At 48.8% G+C, this 15,749-nt stretch carries 15 protein-coding genes and 1 tRNA gene; 8 read left to right on the top strand and 8 right to left on the bottom strand.

Annotated features, from left to right (window positions below; translation table 11 throughout):
- Nucleotide 1: 1 nt before the first annotated feature.
- Nucleotides 2-775, bottom strand: coding sequence for a segregation/condensation protein A (locus tag JNJ77_14630; protein ID MBL8823822.1), 774 nt, complete (start codon nucleotides 773-775; stop codon nucleotides 2-4).
- Between the two features lie 70 nt (nucleotides 776-845).
- Here JNJ77_14630 and JNJ77_14635 point away from each other — a divergent pair, with 70 nt between their 5' ends.
- Nucleotides 846-1,763, top strand: a complete 918-nt coding sequence (locus JNJ77_14635) for a diacylglycerol kinase family lipid kinase (GenBank protein ID MBL8823823.1) — start codon at nucleotides 846-848, stop codon at nucleotides 1,761-1,763.
- Here the strand turns inward: JNJ77_14635 and JNJ77_14640 are convergent.
- The 3 genes from JNJ77_14640 to JNJ77_14650 all read right to left on the bottom strand — a co-directional run bounded on the left by JNJ77_14640 (nucleotide 1,760) and on the right by JNJ77_14650 (nucleotide 4,857).
- The gene (locus JNJ77_14640) at nucleotides 1,760-2,377 is read right to left on the bottom strand and encodes a tyrosine-protein phosphatase (GenBank protein MBL8823824.1); all 618 of its coding nucleotides are present in this window, start codon (nucleotides 2,375-2,377) and stop codon (nucleotides 1,760-1,762) included. The two genes, JNJ77_14635 and JNJ77_14640, sit on opposite strands and share 4 nt — an antisense overlap.
- Nucleotides 2,378-2,443: 66 nt before the next feature.
- Nucleotides 2,444-4,258 carry a serine/threonine protein kinase gene (locus JNJ77_14645; protein ID MBL8823825.1) on the bottom strand — a complete coding sequence of 605 codons (1,815 nt, stop codon included), beginning with the start codon at nucleotides 4,256-4,258 and terminating at the stop codon, nucleotides 2,444-2,446.
- Nucleotides 4,259-4,464: 206 nt separating this feature from the next.
- Nucleotides 4,465-4,857, bottom strand: coding sequence for a RidA family protein (locus JNJ77_14650; protein ID MBL8823826.1), 393 nt, complete (start codon nucleotides 4,855-4,857; stop codon nucleotides 4,465-4,467).
- Nucleotides 4,858-4,941: 84 nt separating this feature from the next.
- Here JNJ77_14650 and JNJ77_14655 point away from each other — a divergent pair, with 84 nt between their 5' ends.
- Nucleotides 4,942-6,090, top strand: coding sequence for an N-acetylglucosamine-6-phosphate deacetylase (locus JNJ77_14655; GenBank protein ID MBL8823827.1), 1,149 nt, complete (start codon nucleotides 4,942-4,944; stop codon nucleotides 6,088-6,090).
- Here the strand turns inward: JNJ77_14655 and mutY are convergent.
- A complete protein-coding gene (gene mutY, locus JNJ77_14660) occupies nucleotides 6,065-7,159 on the bottom strand; it encodes an A/G-specific adenine glycosylase (protein ID MBL8823828.1) in 1,095 nt (364 codons plus the stop codon). The two genes, JNJ77_14655 and mutY, sit on opposite strands and share 26 nt — an antisense overlap.
- A 72-nt stretch (nucleotides 7,160-7,231) precedes the next feature.
- Nucleotides 7,232-7,909, bottom strand: a complete 678-nt coding sequence (locus JNJ77_14665; protein MBL8823829.1) for an FHA domain-containing protein — start codon at nucleotides 7,907-7,909, stop codon at nucleotides 7,232-7,234.
- 231 nt (nucleotides 7,910-8,140) lie between these two features.
- Between JNJ77_14665 and JNJ77_14670 the strand changes: the two genes are divergently transcribed.
- From JNJ77_14670 to JNJ77_14695, 6 genes are all read left to right on the top strand, one after another.
- Nucleotides 8,141-9,655 carry a fucose isomerase gene (locus JNJ77_14670; protein MBL8823830.1) on the top strand — a complete coding sequence of 505 codons (1,515 nt, stop codon included), beginning with the start codon at nucleotides 8,141-8,143 and terminating at the stop codon, nucleotides 9,653-9,655.
- Between the two features lie 33 nt (nucleotides 9,656-9,688).
- Nucleotides 9,689-10,639 carry an esterase family protein gene (locus JNJ77_14675; GenBank protein MBL8823831.1) on the top strand — a complete coding sequence of 317 codons (951 nt, stop codon included), beginning with the start codon at nucleotides 9,689-9,691 and terminating at the stop codon, nucleotides 10,637-10,639.
- Nucleotides 10,640-10,666: 27 nt separating this feature from the next.
- Entirely contained in the window at nucleotides 10,667-11,764 is a 1,098-nt protein-coding gene (gene aroB / locus JNJ77_14680) for a 3-dehydroquinate synthase (GenBank protein ID MBL8823832.1), read from the top strand.
- A complete protein-coding gene (gene dprA / locus JNJ77_14685) occupies nucleotides 11,751-12,893 on the top strand; it encodes a DNA-protecting protein DprA (protein MBL8823833.1) in 1,143 nt (380 codons plus the stop codon). Before aroB ends, dprA begins: the two co-directional genes overlap by 14 nt.
- A gap of 3 nt (nucleotides 12,894-12,896) precedes the next feature.
- Nucleotides 12,897-14,030 carry an amidohydrolase family protein gene (locus JNJ77_14690; GenBank protein MBL8823834.1) on the top strand — a complete coding sequence of 378 codons (1,134 nt, stop codon included), beginning with the start codon at nucleotides 12,897-12,899 and terminating at the stop codon, nucleotides 14,028-14,030.
- Between the two features lie 466 nt (nucleotides 14,031-14,496).
- Nucleotides 14,497-14,571 (top strand) — tRNA-Pro (locus JNJ77_14695).
- A 118-nt stretch (nucleotides 14,572-14,689) separates the two neighbouring features.
- Here JNJ77_14695 and JNJ77_14700 read toward each other — a convergent pair.
- Nucleotides 14,690-15,535: an alpha/beta hydrolase gene (locus tag JNJ77_14700; protein ID MBL8823835.1), complete on the bottom strand. Its 846-nt coding sequence runs from the start codon at nucleotides 15,533-15,535 to the stop codon at nucleotides 14,690-14,692.
- A gap of 98 nt (nucleotides 15,536-15,633) precedes the next feature.
- Nucleotides 15,634-15,749, bottom strand: a 116-nt coding sequence (locus JNJ77_14705; protein ID MBL8823836.1) for an IS5/IS1182 family transposase, incomplete at its 5' end; no start/stop codon positions are given.

Consider the following 15,749-nt stretch of genomic DNA (forward strand, 5'->3'; position numbering starts at 1 on the left):
GTCAGGCTGCAAGCACTGATTCTTCGATCAATCTTACCTTGATGGAACCGAATGGTTCAACCTGTTCAACTGCTACTCGACGCATTTTGATCAGTTCCAGTAATGCGAGAAACAGGCTGATCAGGCGTGGACGTGTGTGTGGATAAGTAAATAGATTTTCAAATTCTATTGCTTCATTAGTCGAGCGCAGGTGATCCAGCATTTCATCCATTCGAACATGTAAGGGCGTTTCATCTACTGCAATGGCGTTCTGTTGATGTGATAACGTTGCTCTTAATAAACGATCAAATGCACTAACCAGATCCCATAATTCCACCTGTTGCACGGGTTGTTGTGAAGGCTCAAGTTCCTGGTGTGGCTTTTCGTAACTGCCTCGAGGCCAATACGAAGCTTGATGAGCTTCAAGTCGTTCCAACTGCTCACTGGCCTCACGAAAGCGTCGATAGGCAACCAGTTGTTTCACCAGTTCTGCGCGAGGATCTGTTTTCCCAGCAGATTCTGCTTCATCTTCGGAATACTCGTTGCTTCCCGGCAACAATAATCTGCTTTTGATTTCCATGAGTGTGCTGGCCATCACCAGAAAATCTCCCACATCCTCCAGGTTAATACTCTGGATTACTTCGAGATATTGCAGAAAAGAACGGGTGATGGTCGCAATAGGGATGTCCAGGATATCGACTTCGTGTTTTTTCACCAGGAACAAGAGCAGATCGAGCGGGCCACGGTAGATGGGCAATACCACTCGATAATCAGAATTGTGAAGAGAGACTGTCATTTGCCAACCAATCTGATAACGTGAACCCACTTGTACTTGGCCTTGGCCAGCCTGTCAATTGAGTTTCCGTATGTCTGGAAAACCTCGTTTCTGCATTATCTACAATCCGAAGGCTGGTCGGTTAGACACTCATCATCGCTGGCAGCGAATCCAGAAGTTACTAGGGCAGGATGCAGTTTTTCATCCAACACGGTATGCAGGTCATGGTACCGAACTGGCACAGCAAGCAGCCGAGTCAGGCTACTCCATCGTCGTGGCTGCAGGTGGTGACGGAACGGTTCATGAGGTCATGAATGGCATCGTTTGTTCACAGCGAAGTGAGGTTACTTTTGGTGTATTACCTTTAGGATCCGGCAATGATTATGCCAGAAATCTGAAAATACCTCTTGAGGTGAACGGGATGGTCGAGATTCTGAAGGCCAATCAGTCCCGTCCTGTAGATATTGGTGAAGTGATGATTGATGGAAAACAACAAAGATATTTTTGTAACACGCTGGGTATTGGACTGGGAGGCGCAATTACCTCTGAAGCAAAGAAAATCAGATGGTTGCACGGTGTACCTTTGTATGGGTGGGCTTCTTTGAAGACTATTTGGAAACACTACGAACAAGTGGAAGTACATATAACCGAAGGCAATCATCAATGGGATATTTTCATGCTTTATATGGTTTTAGCCATTGGCAAAGCTGAAGGAGGTGGTTTTCTGGTGGCACCTTATGCTGAACTCGATGATGGATGGTTTGACATGGTGTATGTTACTCAACTATCGCGTCTCGGTGCCATACTAGTGCTTCCAAGGCTGATCTGGAAATCCACCCGACAAGGCTGCGCTGCCATTCAGGAACGTAGAACCACAGGTATTACGTTGCATAGCAACAAGCCAGTACCTGTTCATGCGGATGGCGAAATGCTGGCTTATCCGGAACGTGGAGCAACGGAATGCATAGTCAAACTGTTACCTGGACGTTTGAAAGTAATTCAGGGTTAGCGGCTCGCTTTTCGTTTCAAAGTCCAGGATCGAATGTACTCGAGTAGAGGATCGTATTGTGTAGTATCAGTATAGCCACATTCATGCATCCCTGCGAGTGCTTGTTCCTTGCTCCAACCTTCGTGTTCCATTCGATACAAGGCAATCATGACTCCCGTCCGATGCACACCTGCCAGACAGTGGACTAAGATGGGACGAGGATAATTTACTGGGTCATTCAAAACATCAAGAAACTGCTGTACCGCTTGATCGATTAACTCATAAGCATCGCCAGGTGAAACTGGTTTCCGGTGTTCCGAAGACCCCAATGGAATTGCAACAAACTGAGTAAAATTCTTGAAACAGAGATGTTCTTCTTGATCTACACTCTTCCCTGGATGTACTGCAGTTGAACCGCGCAGATTTACTACTGTACCAATATTGTACTCATAGATGACCCGTTCCAAAGCCCTCGGAGAAAGCTGCCCGGAACGATACATGACCCCAGCTTTAACTGTATGCAGATTTCGATAGCTGCAATTTTTGTAGACGGCATAACCACTGATGCTGCCAATAACTACGACGAGCAAGACAATACTGAACAGCCAGCGCCAAGGTATTAATCTGAAACGCATCGGCTTCCCTGCCGCAGTTGGATTAACCATCAACGACATTACCGAAATAGCAGGAAAGTGGAAAGCTCAATTCAACCGCTCAACCTGATAGAGAACTACGTCCCTGCCTCCGGTTGGACTCTTTCTGCTGGTATCACCTTCGTAACTGATCTTGGCTTGCCATCGCCCATCAGTGCTCTGAATCGTTTGGCTTTGTGTCGCTTTCGCAAAGCTGCCCTGAACAGATTGTCCTGTGTCATTTCTGATCAGACAGACAAACTGATTCTTCGGTTCTTTATTTAAACTGAATTTCAACTGTGCACCAGCCAATTCAAATGAACCATCTCTGATAAGGATCATTGAATCAGGTTCCATCATCAGCGTAGCATTCTGTGCCAGCTTCATGCCACGCTCCAGGGTCAGAATTCCTTTTGGAGCAAGTGTTGCGTCGGCCTCCAGTTCAAGTCTGCCCCGCAAAATGCCACTTGGTGCAATGGTGCTGCCCTTGCCAATCTGCATGGCTGGTTCGTCCAGTTGACGGCTGGTACGATGAACTGGTGGTGGAGAATTGTTGATCACCACTGATGATACTGGTTCAGATTTCCCGTTCGGCCACAGTAAAAACACAAGACAAGCGCCAATTCCGCCTACACCTGCCCATATCCATGGTGGTAATTGTTTCTTCGCCTGCAACGGACTGTGTTCTTTTGTCTTATCCACCATGATGGTGACAGATTTGCCACGTGTCTTGGTGGCTACCGAAGAACTGGTGCCAATTTTGGCAGTGGAATTCCCAGCCATGGCTTTGTTGATCGTGAGTGCATCCCGCAGTGGAATCTCATCATCAGCAGGAGGAGGCACGGGCTGATTAAGCCAGGGCTGTAGCGCATCAACCACTTCCTTGGGTTGCTGGAACCTTTGCTTGGGATCCTTATGCATCAGTTTTCTGAAAACATCACACAAGGCTGGATCAAGATCAGGACGCAGTTCCCGGAGAGGAACAGGATCTTTCGATTGATGCATCAACAACTTGGTATGTGTAGGAATTTCCCGTCCATACGGGGGCTGCCCGGTAAACAAGTAGTAGGCTGTACAGCCTAGCGCATACAAATCAGCTCGCACATCAACATCACTGCAATCAATGGCCTGTTCAGGAGCAAGATAATCAGCAGTCCCGATAATCGAGTTACCCTCGTGACGACGGGTAAAGTCATCACCTCGATTGTCAAAGAATCGGGCCAGGCCGTAGTCGAGAACTTTGATTGTGCCGTCCCTGGCCAGAAGCAGGTTGGCTGGCTTGATGTCCCGGTGCACCAGACCCATCTCGTGGCCATGCTGTAAACCTTCTGCCGCCTGTGCCAGGTAATTGACTGCACGGGAAACAGGCAATGCGCCCCGTAGTGCTACTAGTGCCTGCAAGCTCACGCCATCCACAAATTCCATGACGATATAGTGCATTCCCTCGTGGGAATCGATGTCATATGCCTGCACAATGTTTGGATGATTGAGTGTGGCAATGGCCCGTGCTTCGCGATCGAATCGTTCACGGGCTGCTTCGTCATTAGCTAGTCGAACAGGCAAAACCTTGATAGCTACCATGCGCTGCATGCGGCGGTGTTCGCAGAGATACACCTTACCCATGCCGCCTTCGCCAATCATATCGAGCAGGCGATACTTACCTGCAATAAAGAACCCGCGCCATTTGCCTTGCAGCAGCAGACGAACTTGGAAACGAGTCAGCAATCCCATGTTGATGAAAGCCTGAGCAACATCTTTGGGATCAGCATTCTCTGGATCATCCAGCGACGAAATGGCTTCATCCAGTTTTGATTCTTCAATCAACTGGCTTTTTCGAAGCAAAGTCAAGAATGCTTCGCTACTGCTACTCGGCTGCGTTGACATCGCGTTCACAACACCCTCGTCGTGAGGAACCAGAGTTCCAAGGTAGAAACAATTGTGTGGTCTGTTTTGACAAAAAACAAGCGGTTGTTGTAAAATATGTCGAATGTAAGGCTTAGGTAGAGACCTTAGGCAAGATAGTGAAAAATTATGATCCGTTTACTTCATTTTTCAACGTCGAATCAGAACATTCCAATAATAGCGTGATTTTATTCGCTTGAAACGATAGCATCTGCTTCGATTTCTACAAGCATAGCCGGATCGATCAATCTGCTGACTTCGATCATGCTGGTTACCGGACGGATCGTAGCAAATATTTCACCATGTGCCCTGCCAATGGCTTCCCACTGATGGATATCCGTAACAAACATTCGCGTACGTACAACATCCTTTAAGGTTGCACCTGCCAAGGCCAATGCTTTTTCAAGATTCAATAGCACCTGCTTGGTTTGCAAGTACGGATCACCGGCACCAATGATTTCGCCTTTTGGACCAGTTGCTGTCGTTCCACTGACAAATACCTGTAAACCAACTCTAACTGTTCTGCTGTACCCTACCACTGGCTCCCAGGGAGTACCTGTTGAGAAATTCTGTCGGTTCATGACGTATCCTCAGGCAGTTGGCTCTTGCAGGGAAACACACTGTCAGTCTATCATTCAGCAACATTATCACCATGAAAGTCAGACATGATTCTGCACGCTCGCCATTACCAAACTCTTGATGCCATTGAGATTCATATTGAAAACGATGTCATCACAGCTGTCATCCCGAAACCAGAAATGACAGTGAACGAGATTGTCGCACCAGCTTACTTTGATTTACAGATCAATGGGGCCCGGGGCATCAGTTTTACTGATGCTTCCCTGACAATGGAATCTGTCGAATTGGTGGCAGCGACACTTCGCGCACACGGCGTATCTGCCTTTTGCCCAACAGTCCTCACTGCCAGTGATGAAACCATAGCTGCATCTTTGAGCGAACTTCGAAATGCTGTAGATACCAGCCGTAGCCTGGCTCGTGCGATGCCTTGTTTTCACCTGGAAGGTCCATTTATTTCTGCTGAGGACGGCCCTCGCGGAGCTCATCCGCGAAATCATGTCCAACAGGCTAACTGGGAATTATTTCAACGCTGGCAGGATGCCGCTGATGGTCGCATCAAACTGGTAACTCTAGCACCCGAAGTCGCAGGTGCCTTGTCTTTGATTGAAAAACTGGTTAAGCAGAACATCATTGTTTCCATCGGTCACAGTGCTGGCCCAGTTACAGCCATCCGCGATGCTGTTCATGCTGGTGCCCGATTAAGCACACACCTTGGCAACGGATGTGCAAGAATGTTGCCCAGGCATGAGAATATCCTCTGGGAGCAACTTGCCTGCGATTCATTGCATGCAAGTTTAATAACAGATGGACACCATCTGCCTTGGAACGTGGTGAAATGCTTCGAACGATCCAAACAACTTGAGAAACTGATCATCACGTGTGATGCCAGTCCGCTGGCTGGATTGCCTGCTGGGGTTTATTCATTATGGGATAGTTCTCTCCAGATTACTCCTGACAGGAAAATCGTACTAACTGAACAAGGCGTACTGGCTGGTTCATGGGATTTTACTGCAGCATGTGTCGAGAAATACATGCATAACATGCAACATCCATTTCACCATGTACATCCATTGGCATGCGACCATCCACGAAGGTTATTGAATCTTCCTGTCCCTTCCCTTGAAGTTGACCAACCAGCAGATTTGGTATTCCTTGTTCAAGATTTACAGGGTAACTGGAAACACACACGCAGCATCATACAGGGGAAAGTCATTCCTTACCCAATACCAGTTTAGCAATGCGGCGTTGAGGCACACTTAATGGATATTCATGAAGTTGCTCAGGCAAGATCCACTTCAACTGTTGATACTCCCTTTGATGACTTTTACCGCTTTTCCATAAGGCTTTGACGACATTCAGTGTTACCCGATATCGTGTAATACTGTACTGAATCGTGTTGAACAACATTGGCTTCTCGACACTGTATCCAGTTAGCTTCTGGCATTGCTTATTCACTTTACTAAGACTGTGATCTGTTGAGTCCATGATCTGAGTAGGGAATTCCCACATGTTCGCCCAACGACTGGAATGAGTTGGTCGTTGTGCCAATAGTAACTGTTTACCTTTGGTGACGATTAATGCTCTCTGATACTCACTACTGATTAACGGCTTTTCGTTTCGGACTGGCAACTGATTGGCAAACTCGCGACCTTGACAATAGAACTTCAGTGGGCATAAAAGACAGCTTGGTCTACCCGTCGTACATATTGTCTGCCCTAATTCCATCCATGCCTGGTTAAAATCACCAACATGAATTTGCGGCAGTATTGCCTCAGCTGTTGACCAAAGCCAGCTTTGTGTTTCCTTGCTTTGTAAAATCTTCTTCCAGGTAAATAAACGACAGATCACACGGGCAACATTGGCATCAACGATGGGTAATCGTTTGTCAAATGCCTGACTTAGTACAGCATTGACGGTGTAACGACCAAAACCAGGCAAAGTAGACAACTCTTCTTCATTCTGCGGAATTATTCCATCATGTTTTTCAACGATGATGCATGCAGCCTGATGCAAATGCCTGGCCCGCCGATAATAGCCCATCCCTTCCCAATACTTCAGCACTTCCTGTTCACTTGCCTCAGCCAAAGCAAAAACTGTGGGGAACCGTTGCATAAACCGTTGAAAGAAGGGAATGACAGTAGTCACCTGCGTTTGCTGCAGCATGATCTCGCTGACCCAGATGGCGTAGGGTGAGCGCGTATCTCGCCAGGGAAGTTGTCGTCGATTGATTTGATACCAGTTGAGTAATGCTCGACGAATCTTCCTTAATAACTGCGTTGGCAATGGAATGCTTGAATGTTTCATCGTTCAGTTATTGAACCTGTAAACCAAAAAAACCCCGAATGCAATTCGGGGTTCATTTGCAAAGTAGGGAACCTACCGAGGCCGACGCATGTATTTTTCCAGAATGGCCTGCGCTGCGGTTGAAGTGTTCGCTGAGTTTGAAACACTCTTGGCTGCGTCTGATTTCTTTCTCTCATTCGTCCTCCTCTGCTCATCTGTCAATGCTGGCTGATCTTCTGCGGTTGTTGGATCAAGTGAAAGCCCAGCAACCGTGCTTCCCATAGGAATCGAATCGGAAGGGATTGAACCACTGGGAGCATCTGCAAAATTAAAAAGCATTTCAGCAATGTCATCTTCTGCGGCACTTGCCTTTTTCGTTTTCTGAACTGAGCTCGCCATGGCTTTTCCACTCGAACTCTCAATCACCGTCTTTTCCGCTGAAGGCACAATGGTAGGTGCAGCAGCCATCACTGCAGTTGCCTGCAGTTTGATCTTGAATGTCAATGGACCAAACTTGACTACATCGCCATCTCGAAGAAAAGTCTCGCCTTCCACTTTCTGATCATTCACGAACGAACCGTTGGTACTCCCGTAATCCCTGAACAATACCTGTTCACCCTGCAGAATAAATGAACAATGCTTCTTACTGATCATGGGGCTGGCTGGTCGCAGATGACAACCAGGGTCTCGACCAACCGTAAACTCAGGTAACCTGATCGGAATTTCCTTACCCGCAGTTGTTCCAGTTACCACGATTAGGCTGAATTTCATAAGTACGTTAACTCCCAGACGCACTAATCGCTGATGAACGCAATCTACTGCAACTTCATCGTTTCTTCAATCATGTAAGTTCCCACAACTTGGTGATAATTGCAAGTGCCATCTATTGTGGTAAAGCAATTTCTTTTCGTTTTCAGAATATAACAAAAAGATGCTTGGAATCAATCAATTCAGCAGATAAAGTGATGCTCTTTACAAATCTCAAGTTGAGAGCCAATTTCCATGCGTCGTGTAGCAATTTTCTGGCCTGGTGATTATCGCCCAACCCCCAATCAATGGGCGCTTTCACAGATAACAGCCATCACTGAACAACTCACAGCCGCACTGAAAAAATTGGGACGTAAACCGTATCTGGTAAAGGGATTTCTCACCAAGCCATCAGAGTCGATTACCAGGTTAGGGCCTATTGACGACCCGATGATTGGTACGTTCGTGCATTGGACCTATGGCCCACACACTTGCGATGGTGTTGCAGGCAAAAACAATCCACTACTACTGGCCAGCAATTTCTCAGGCACCTGGCCTGGCCTGGTTGCCTTGCTCAATACATCAGCCTGCCTGGAAAGTATCAGCCGACCGCATAGCCGCATCTGGACCAGTCAAAAAGACTGGACCAAGGACAAGCTGTTTATGGAACGACTCGATGAATGGTGCAGTACGGGACAGATTCAATACTCCACCAGTGAATTACACCATATCGCTCCGATTTCTCAGAATGCGACAGCATTAGCTGATCGGGTATATCAGCAGATTCAAAAGAAACGGATTCTCGCCCTGATGCTGGGCGATACTTCCATGGGAATGATCAATGGTTATTTCGGCCCACGTATCCTCGCCAAGCTCGGATTCGCTGAGCACAAAGTAGATCAATCGTGGATCAGTGTGCGAATGAAGTCGGTACAAGATGATCGCGTTGAACAAGCGTTCAAATTTGTCAGGAACAAGGGGGTTCAATTCCACTGGCGGGAAAAGGATGCAGAAGATTTCACGGAAGATGCCACGAGACAACAACTCCGCATGTACCTGGCAGTTTTGGATCTGGTAGAAGAATTTGAAGCAGACTGTGTTGGCTGGCAATATCAGTTAGGATTGCTCTACTCCCTGCCACCCAGCGATTTCTGCGAAGGGCTGATGAACTCGGCATGCCGCCCGGAATCGGATGGCCATCCCCTCATTACCAGTACCGAGGCAGACCAAGGCAACCTGCTACCTATGGAAATGATGAAACGGCTACTTCAGCAGAAAGGGCTGCATGATGCCGTCATGTTCCATGATGTCCGCTGGGGAGCAACTCATGCAGGCAGGTTCCTGTGGATTTTGCTGAACTCAGGCAGTTGTGGAGCCTATGCGTTTAACCATGATCCAGATTCACTGGAAGGCGTACACAGCTACAGGCAACCTGCTGGCTATTTCCCATTTCCTGGCGGAACATTTGCAGGTGCCAGTCTGCCTGGCAAACTGACCTGGGCCAGGGCCTACCTTCGTGGCAATGAACCCTGGATGGACGTTGGGACGGGAGAAAGTGTTGAACTGCCTGAAAAAGTGCGTGAACAATGGTGGAAGGGAACGACCCGCCAATGGCCCTTCATGGCTGCTGACCTGCATTGTTCAACCGAAACCTTAATGGCCCACTACATGTCCAACCATATTGCAGTTGCCTATGGCGACATCTTCGAAGAAATGCTGGCACTCAGCATCAAACTAGGCTACAAAGTCAGAGTCATGCGGAAAAACTGATTCATCTGGATTCACCATCACGGGTACAGAGTTATGGCAAAACGATATCTACTGTCTCTCTTTCTCAGTTTTGTTGTTCTTGCAACCATTGCTTTGCTGGGCAATGCACAAGAGAAGAAACAGTCTGCACTACCGCGGCCATCCGTTGATTCTATCTATCAACTGGGACAGGATTCTCAGCGTAAAAGCGATGTTCCTCATGGCTCGCTTAGCGAAAAGAAAACTTACCGCAGCAATATCTTCAAGCCCACGGATCGCGATTACTGGGTGTATATTCCTGCTAATGCTGACAAGAGCAAACCGCACCGTGTCATGGTGTTTCAGGACGGAAACAATTACGCCAATCCCAACGGCCCCGTCCGTATCACCAATGTCTTTGACAATCTGATGCATCGCAAGGAACTTCCGCCCATCGTTGGCATTTTCATCATGCCCGGTGTTCCTCTTGATAATGATGGCAATCGAGTTACTGATCGAATTAAAACCAATGCACAGCGAAGCCTCGAGTACGACACCTTGTCAGCTAAATATGCAGATTTCCTGGAAAAGGAAATGCTGCCCAAAGTTGAAAAAGAGTATGAGATTAAGTTGACAACCAAGCCGGAAGAACGGGCCATTTGTGGAATCAGTTCGGGTGGGATTTGTGCATTCACCGTTGCATGGGAACGACCTGATCTGTTTCGAAAGGTGCTCAGCCACGTAGGAAGTTTTACCAACATTCGTGAGGGACATCTTTACCCTGACCTCATACGGAAAAGCCAGGGATCACCCAAGCCAATTCGAGTTTTCCTGCAAGGCGGATTGAATGATCTGGACAATCGTGCAGGGAATTGGCCGTTGGCCAACCAGGAAATGGCTGCTGCTCTCAAATTCGCCAAATACGATTATCGGTTTGAATTTGGCACAGGCGGACATTCGCTGGCCCACGGCGCTGCCATCATGCCTGAATCTCTGAAATGGCTCTGGCGGGAAGATTCCCGGTAATTTCAACTTTGCTGGTCGATCATGTCCATCGTTCACGTTCATCTGGGACCTCGCAGTTACAACATACACATTGGATGTAATCTGGAAGAAAATCTTGCCCAGTACTTCCCTGCAGGCTCGCGAAGTGCAAAAGTTTGCTTAATCACCGATCAGAATTCCAAGGTTCATGCACAACTGGTTGCATCGTTGCTTGAAAAAAATGGCGTCATCACGAGACTTGTTTGCCTGCCTGCCGGGGAAGATCAGAAATGTCTCGCGACGCTTTCCCGCCTGTACGATGAATTGGTCGAATTCAAAGCAGATCGCCAAACGATCGTTGCAGCAGTTGGTGGTGGTGTAATCGGCGACTTGGCTGGGTTCGCAGCTGCTACTTTCAATCGTGGCATTCGACTTCTCATGATACCAACTACCCTGCTGGCTATGGTGGACAGCAGCGTGGGCGGCAAAGTTGGAATCAATCATCCAAAAGGCAAGAATCTGATCGGCGCCTTTCATCAGCCTATGGGTGTGGTAATTCACCTCCCTTTTCTGCAAACACTACCTGATAGAGAGTTTTGCAGTGGGTTGGCTGAAGTCGTGAAATATGGCATGATTATGGATGAAGCATTCTTCCGATGGCTGACTCATGCTGGTACCGATTGGCGGAATACCACGATTGTGGAGCACATAGTGGAAACCAGTTGCAGACATAAGGCAACGGTAGTTCAGGAAGATGAGTATGAGACAAACGGTTTACGTGCCATCTTGAATTTTGGTCACACGTTTGCCCACGCAATCGAAACCGTTGCCGGCTATGGCACACTGCTTCATGGCGAAGCTGTTGCAATCGGAATGGTGGCAGCCTGCAGAACTGCTGTTCGCATGAACTGGTTTTCAGAGCGAGAAATAGATGAGTGCCTGATACCCCTTCTTCAGAGTATGCACCTGCCGATCAGATTGCAGAACAACTGGTCTGTTGATTCGTTATTATCGACCATGAAACATGATAAGAAAAATATACATGGTCAATTACGGCTGGTGCTGCCCAGATGGATCGGGAAGGTAGAATCTGGAGTGGAGGTTGATGAAGGCCTCGTCAGGGAAGTGTTGGCAACCAGATTGGCAGGCCCCCATGAACTGGGATGAGGAAACCCTGGCCCGATTGAAACTGCACCTGCTGCCAGGTCTTGGCCCTAAGACACTGGCTGCACTGCTTGATCGTTTCAAGACAGCTCAATATATCCTGCAAACACCTACCGATGAATTGATGACTGTTACTCACATTGGCCAGAAAACTGCTGAACAACTTACCTCAGCTATTTCCAGAATAGATATTCAGAAGGAATTGAATCTGGTTAAACAGCACCACGCAACACTTCTGCATCTGGATCATCCTGATTATCCTGCGTTGTTAAAAAGTATTCCTACTGCTCCGTTCTTTCTGTTTTGTCGTGGTGCGTTCACTGCAGCGGATAGCCAATCGGTAGCAATCGTGGGATCGCGCCACTGTACCGCCTACGGAAAACGAATTGCCACCAGGCTCGCCACAGGATTAGCAAAGGCAGGATGGACGATTGTCAGTGGATTAGCCCGAGGTATTGATGGAATTGCCCACACCGCAGCCTTGGAAGCGGGCGGACGAACCGTTGCCGTCCTGGCAGGTGGCCTGGCTAAAATCTATCCTCCGGAACATAAAGACCTGGCTGAGCGTGTTATCGAGCGTGGAGTTCTTATCAGCGAAATGCCGATGGGAATGTCTCCCATGCCCGACTTGTTCCCACGCCGCAATCGTATCATCAGTGGCTTGAGCCGGGCGGTAATTATTGTGGAAGCAGCCACTCGGAGCGGAGCATTGATAACGGCGCGACTGGCTGGAGAGCAAGGCCGCGAAGTACTGGCTGTACCGGGCCTCATCGACAGCGAAGCCAGTGAAGGCCCTCATCAACTCATCCGCCAGGGTGCCACTTTGATTCGTTCCGTAGATGATGTCCTGGAAGCATTGAATGCATTGCCTGCCATTGAGGATGACACCATCGAGACTGCTGCTTCATCACAAACTGAAACAGTGACCAAGAAGAAACCTGATGATCCGCCAGCTAATCTTTCCTCCATACAGTTGCAGCTTTGGAATGCGATGGGAAGCGAAAGTGCCCTGGTAGATGAACTGGTTGCACAAACCTCGCTCGGCATTTCCGATATCAACAGTTCCCTCCTCATGATGGAACTATCAGGGCATATTCGGCGATTACCTGGTAATCGCTTTGCCAGGAAATGACCCATGACCATCTACCGAGCAGACTGGGTCTTCACAGGGTTAAGTGAACCTATTCGACATGGTGTTGTTGAGGTGGAAGGTGATCGAATAGTTCGTATCGCTCCCTGGAATCATGAACACATCGATGTTGATTTTGGTCAGTCACTCATTATTCCTGGCCTGATCAATGCCCATACTCATCTTGATCTTGGTGAACTCCACAACCAACTTGCACCACCTGCCCAATTCACAGACTGGCTGAAACAGGTCATTTCGTATCGAATGTCCAGCAAGCATGAAAATTGGGATGCAGCCATCCGTGCAGGCATCAGCCAAAGCCTGCAATCGGGAACTATGCATCTTGGCGATATCAGCGTGGGCGGACGCAGCGCTTCACTTCTTCAACAAGCTTCTTGTCGGGCTCAAGTCTATTTCGAACTTATCGGCTTGACTGACGAACGCACGGATCAGGCCTTGCTACAAGCCGATGCATGGCTCGCTTCCAGGCATGATAATATCATTCATGCACTTAGCCCGCACGCCCCATATTCGGTTTCACGCAGGCTGCTCACAACTCTGCGCGACAAATATCCTCATGTGCCTGTTGCCATACATGTTGCAGAAACCCGCGAAGAGTTGCAATTACTGGAAACTCATCAAGGCCCATTTAAGGAGTTCTTGCAATCCATCAACGCCTGGCAACCTGATAATCTCTTTCGGTCTATTGATGAGGTCATCGACGTCCTGAACGGCTTCGATCAGGCATATCTCATTCATGGCAACTACCTGAATCGTGAACAATGGCAGAAGTTGGGAAATGGCATTACGGTTGTTTATTGCCCGCGCACCCATGCCTACTTTGGGCATGACACTCATCCCTATCTCGACATGTTCGCTGACGGAGTCAAGATAGCATTGGGAACCGACAGCCTGGCTTCCAATCCTGATCTAAGCGTTCTGAATGAGTGTCGATTTCTCTGGAAACGGGATAAAAGCAGACTCAATGGTAACACTTTGCTGAACCTGGTCAGCAAGCCCTTTATTCCTGGTTCACTGTCTCATTTTGTGGTGTTTCTTCATAACAATTGCTCGACTGATCCCTGGGAATTGCTTTGGGGGTATGATTCTGAACTAAAAAGACTATTACCATCAACATGACGTAACTTATTACCCACAAACAAGTAGTAGCTACACCCTTCTAAATTAATCAACATTTTCTGCATTATTTCTCAAGTAACCTGTCACAATCGCAAGGCAGCCCGCTCTAGGCTTACAGATGAGGGATGGCTTGACTACCAACTTCTCTGTTTCGAGTGTGGGCGGCATAGCAAGTAGTCAAGCCATCTTTCATATCTACCCGAACAACTGTTGAGTTCGTCCAGATCAACAGGTGATTGACCAGGGCGAGTGCCCAGCTTGAACTGGTCAAAAAGGTGTCGAGGTAACACTCGGCATCGCCTAATAATTCGTCTGGGTCGTTAGCGGATGGGGCGGACAGGCTAACGACTCAGGCGAATTACTTTTTTGGCATACCGATTTAGCCAGCCTTCGAATTTCATATCTCAATCGCCATACCAATAAATAGTTGACCGCGAACCTGCAGCCGTTAGGATGTAGCATTGACCGGGCTGTAGCGCAGTTTGGCTAGCGCGCTTGGTTCGGGACCAAGAGGTCGCGGGTTCAAATCCCGCCAGCCCGATTGGCTTCGCCAATAGAGCAGTAGTGCAGTAGTAGAACTCATGCTCCACTGCTGTCTACTGCTCAACTGTTCTACTCTCCAATTCTGATTTGATCAGTTGGCCCAGGCTTCTTTCGCCTTACGGCTTGGCGTTGAGAAAGTCGTTCACCATCGGCACGATGATGGGCATCTTTTGCATCAGCGTGACATGGGTGGCATCGGGCACGATGGCCAACCGCGATGCGGGGCGAGGCTTGATGTCGCCGTGGATTTCGCCACCCTTGAGGCGGTACATCTCCCCAACGTGTTCGAGTCGGATGCCGTCGGCGTCGCCGTGGATGAAGAACATCGGTGCCGTGGTGGCCTTCAGCTTGTCGGCAGTGATGCTGTCCCCTTTGGAAGCTGAGGCGACCATCCGTTTGATGAACGTCGGAAAGGCGTCCGGCGTCGGGCTCAGCTTCTTGTATTCGGTTTCGAGGGGCGAGCCGATGAAGAGTTCCGCTGTGAGTTTCGCTAACGCCTCTTGCCCTTCCTTGACCACGCCGTCGCGACGGAAGTAGGACGAGATGACGACCACCTTCCGCACCTTGTCCGGATGGCGGATCGCACACTGCATCGCCACGCCACCACCCATGCTGTAGCCGAGGATGTCCGCCTTGGCGATCTTGAGATGATCGAGCAGGGTTGCCACATCGTCAGCCAGGTTCGCCGTGCTGATGTCGCGGTCGATGTCCCCCGTGCGGCCGTGGCCCTGCATTTCGATGGCGATCACCTTCCGAGTCTTGGCGAGTTCGCCGATCCAACCTGTCCAATTGTTGGTGATGGTCATGAACGAGCCGTGAAGCAGTACGACTGGGTCGCCACTGCCGTGGACTTCGTAGTACATTTTGAGCCCGTTGACCGGGGCGTAGCCTGTCGTGGGTTGTTGCTGTGCGGAGGCGAGGGCGGGTAGGAGGAGTGTCAGGAGGAAAGCTGTTGTTTTCATGGTTGGTGTAACTCCCGTTTCGCCGAAACGACACCGTTTGGCTACGTTTTACTGTGAATGCCGCGGATCGATTCTAAGAGCATCTAACAAAAAGAACATTAGAGGAAATAGCCGCAGATGACGATGCACCCGAGTAGCATGAACGCTTCGTGGATGTCATCGCGTCGTTCATAGCGAACCCGTAAGCGTCGAAATTGATGTAGCCAACTGATGG

The sequence above is a fragment of the Planctomycetia bacterium genome (genome assembly GCA_016795155.1).
In the GTDB taxonomy this organism is placed as follows: domain Bacteria; phylum Planctomycetota; class Planctomycetia; order Gemmatales; family HRBIN36; genus JAEUIE01.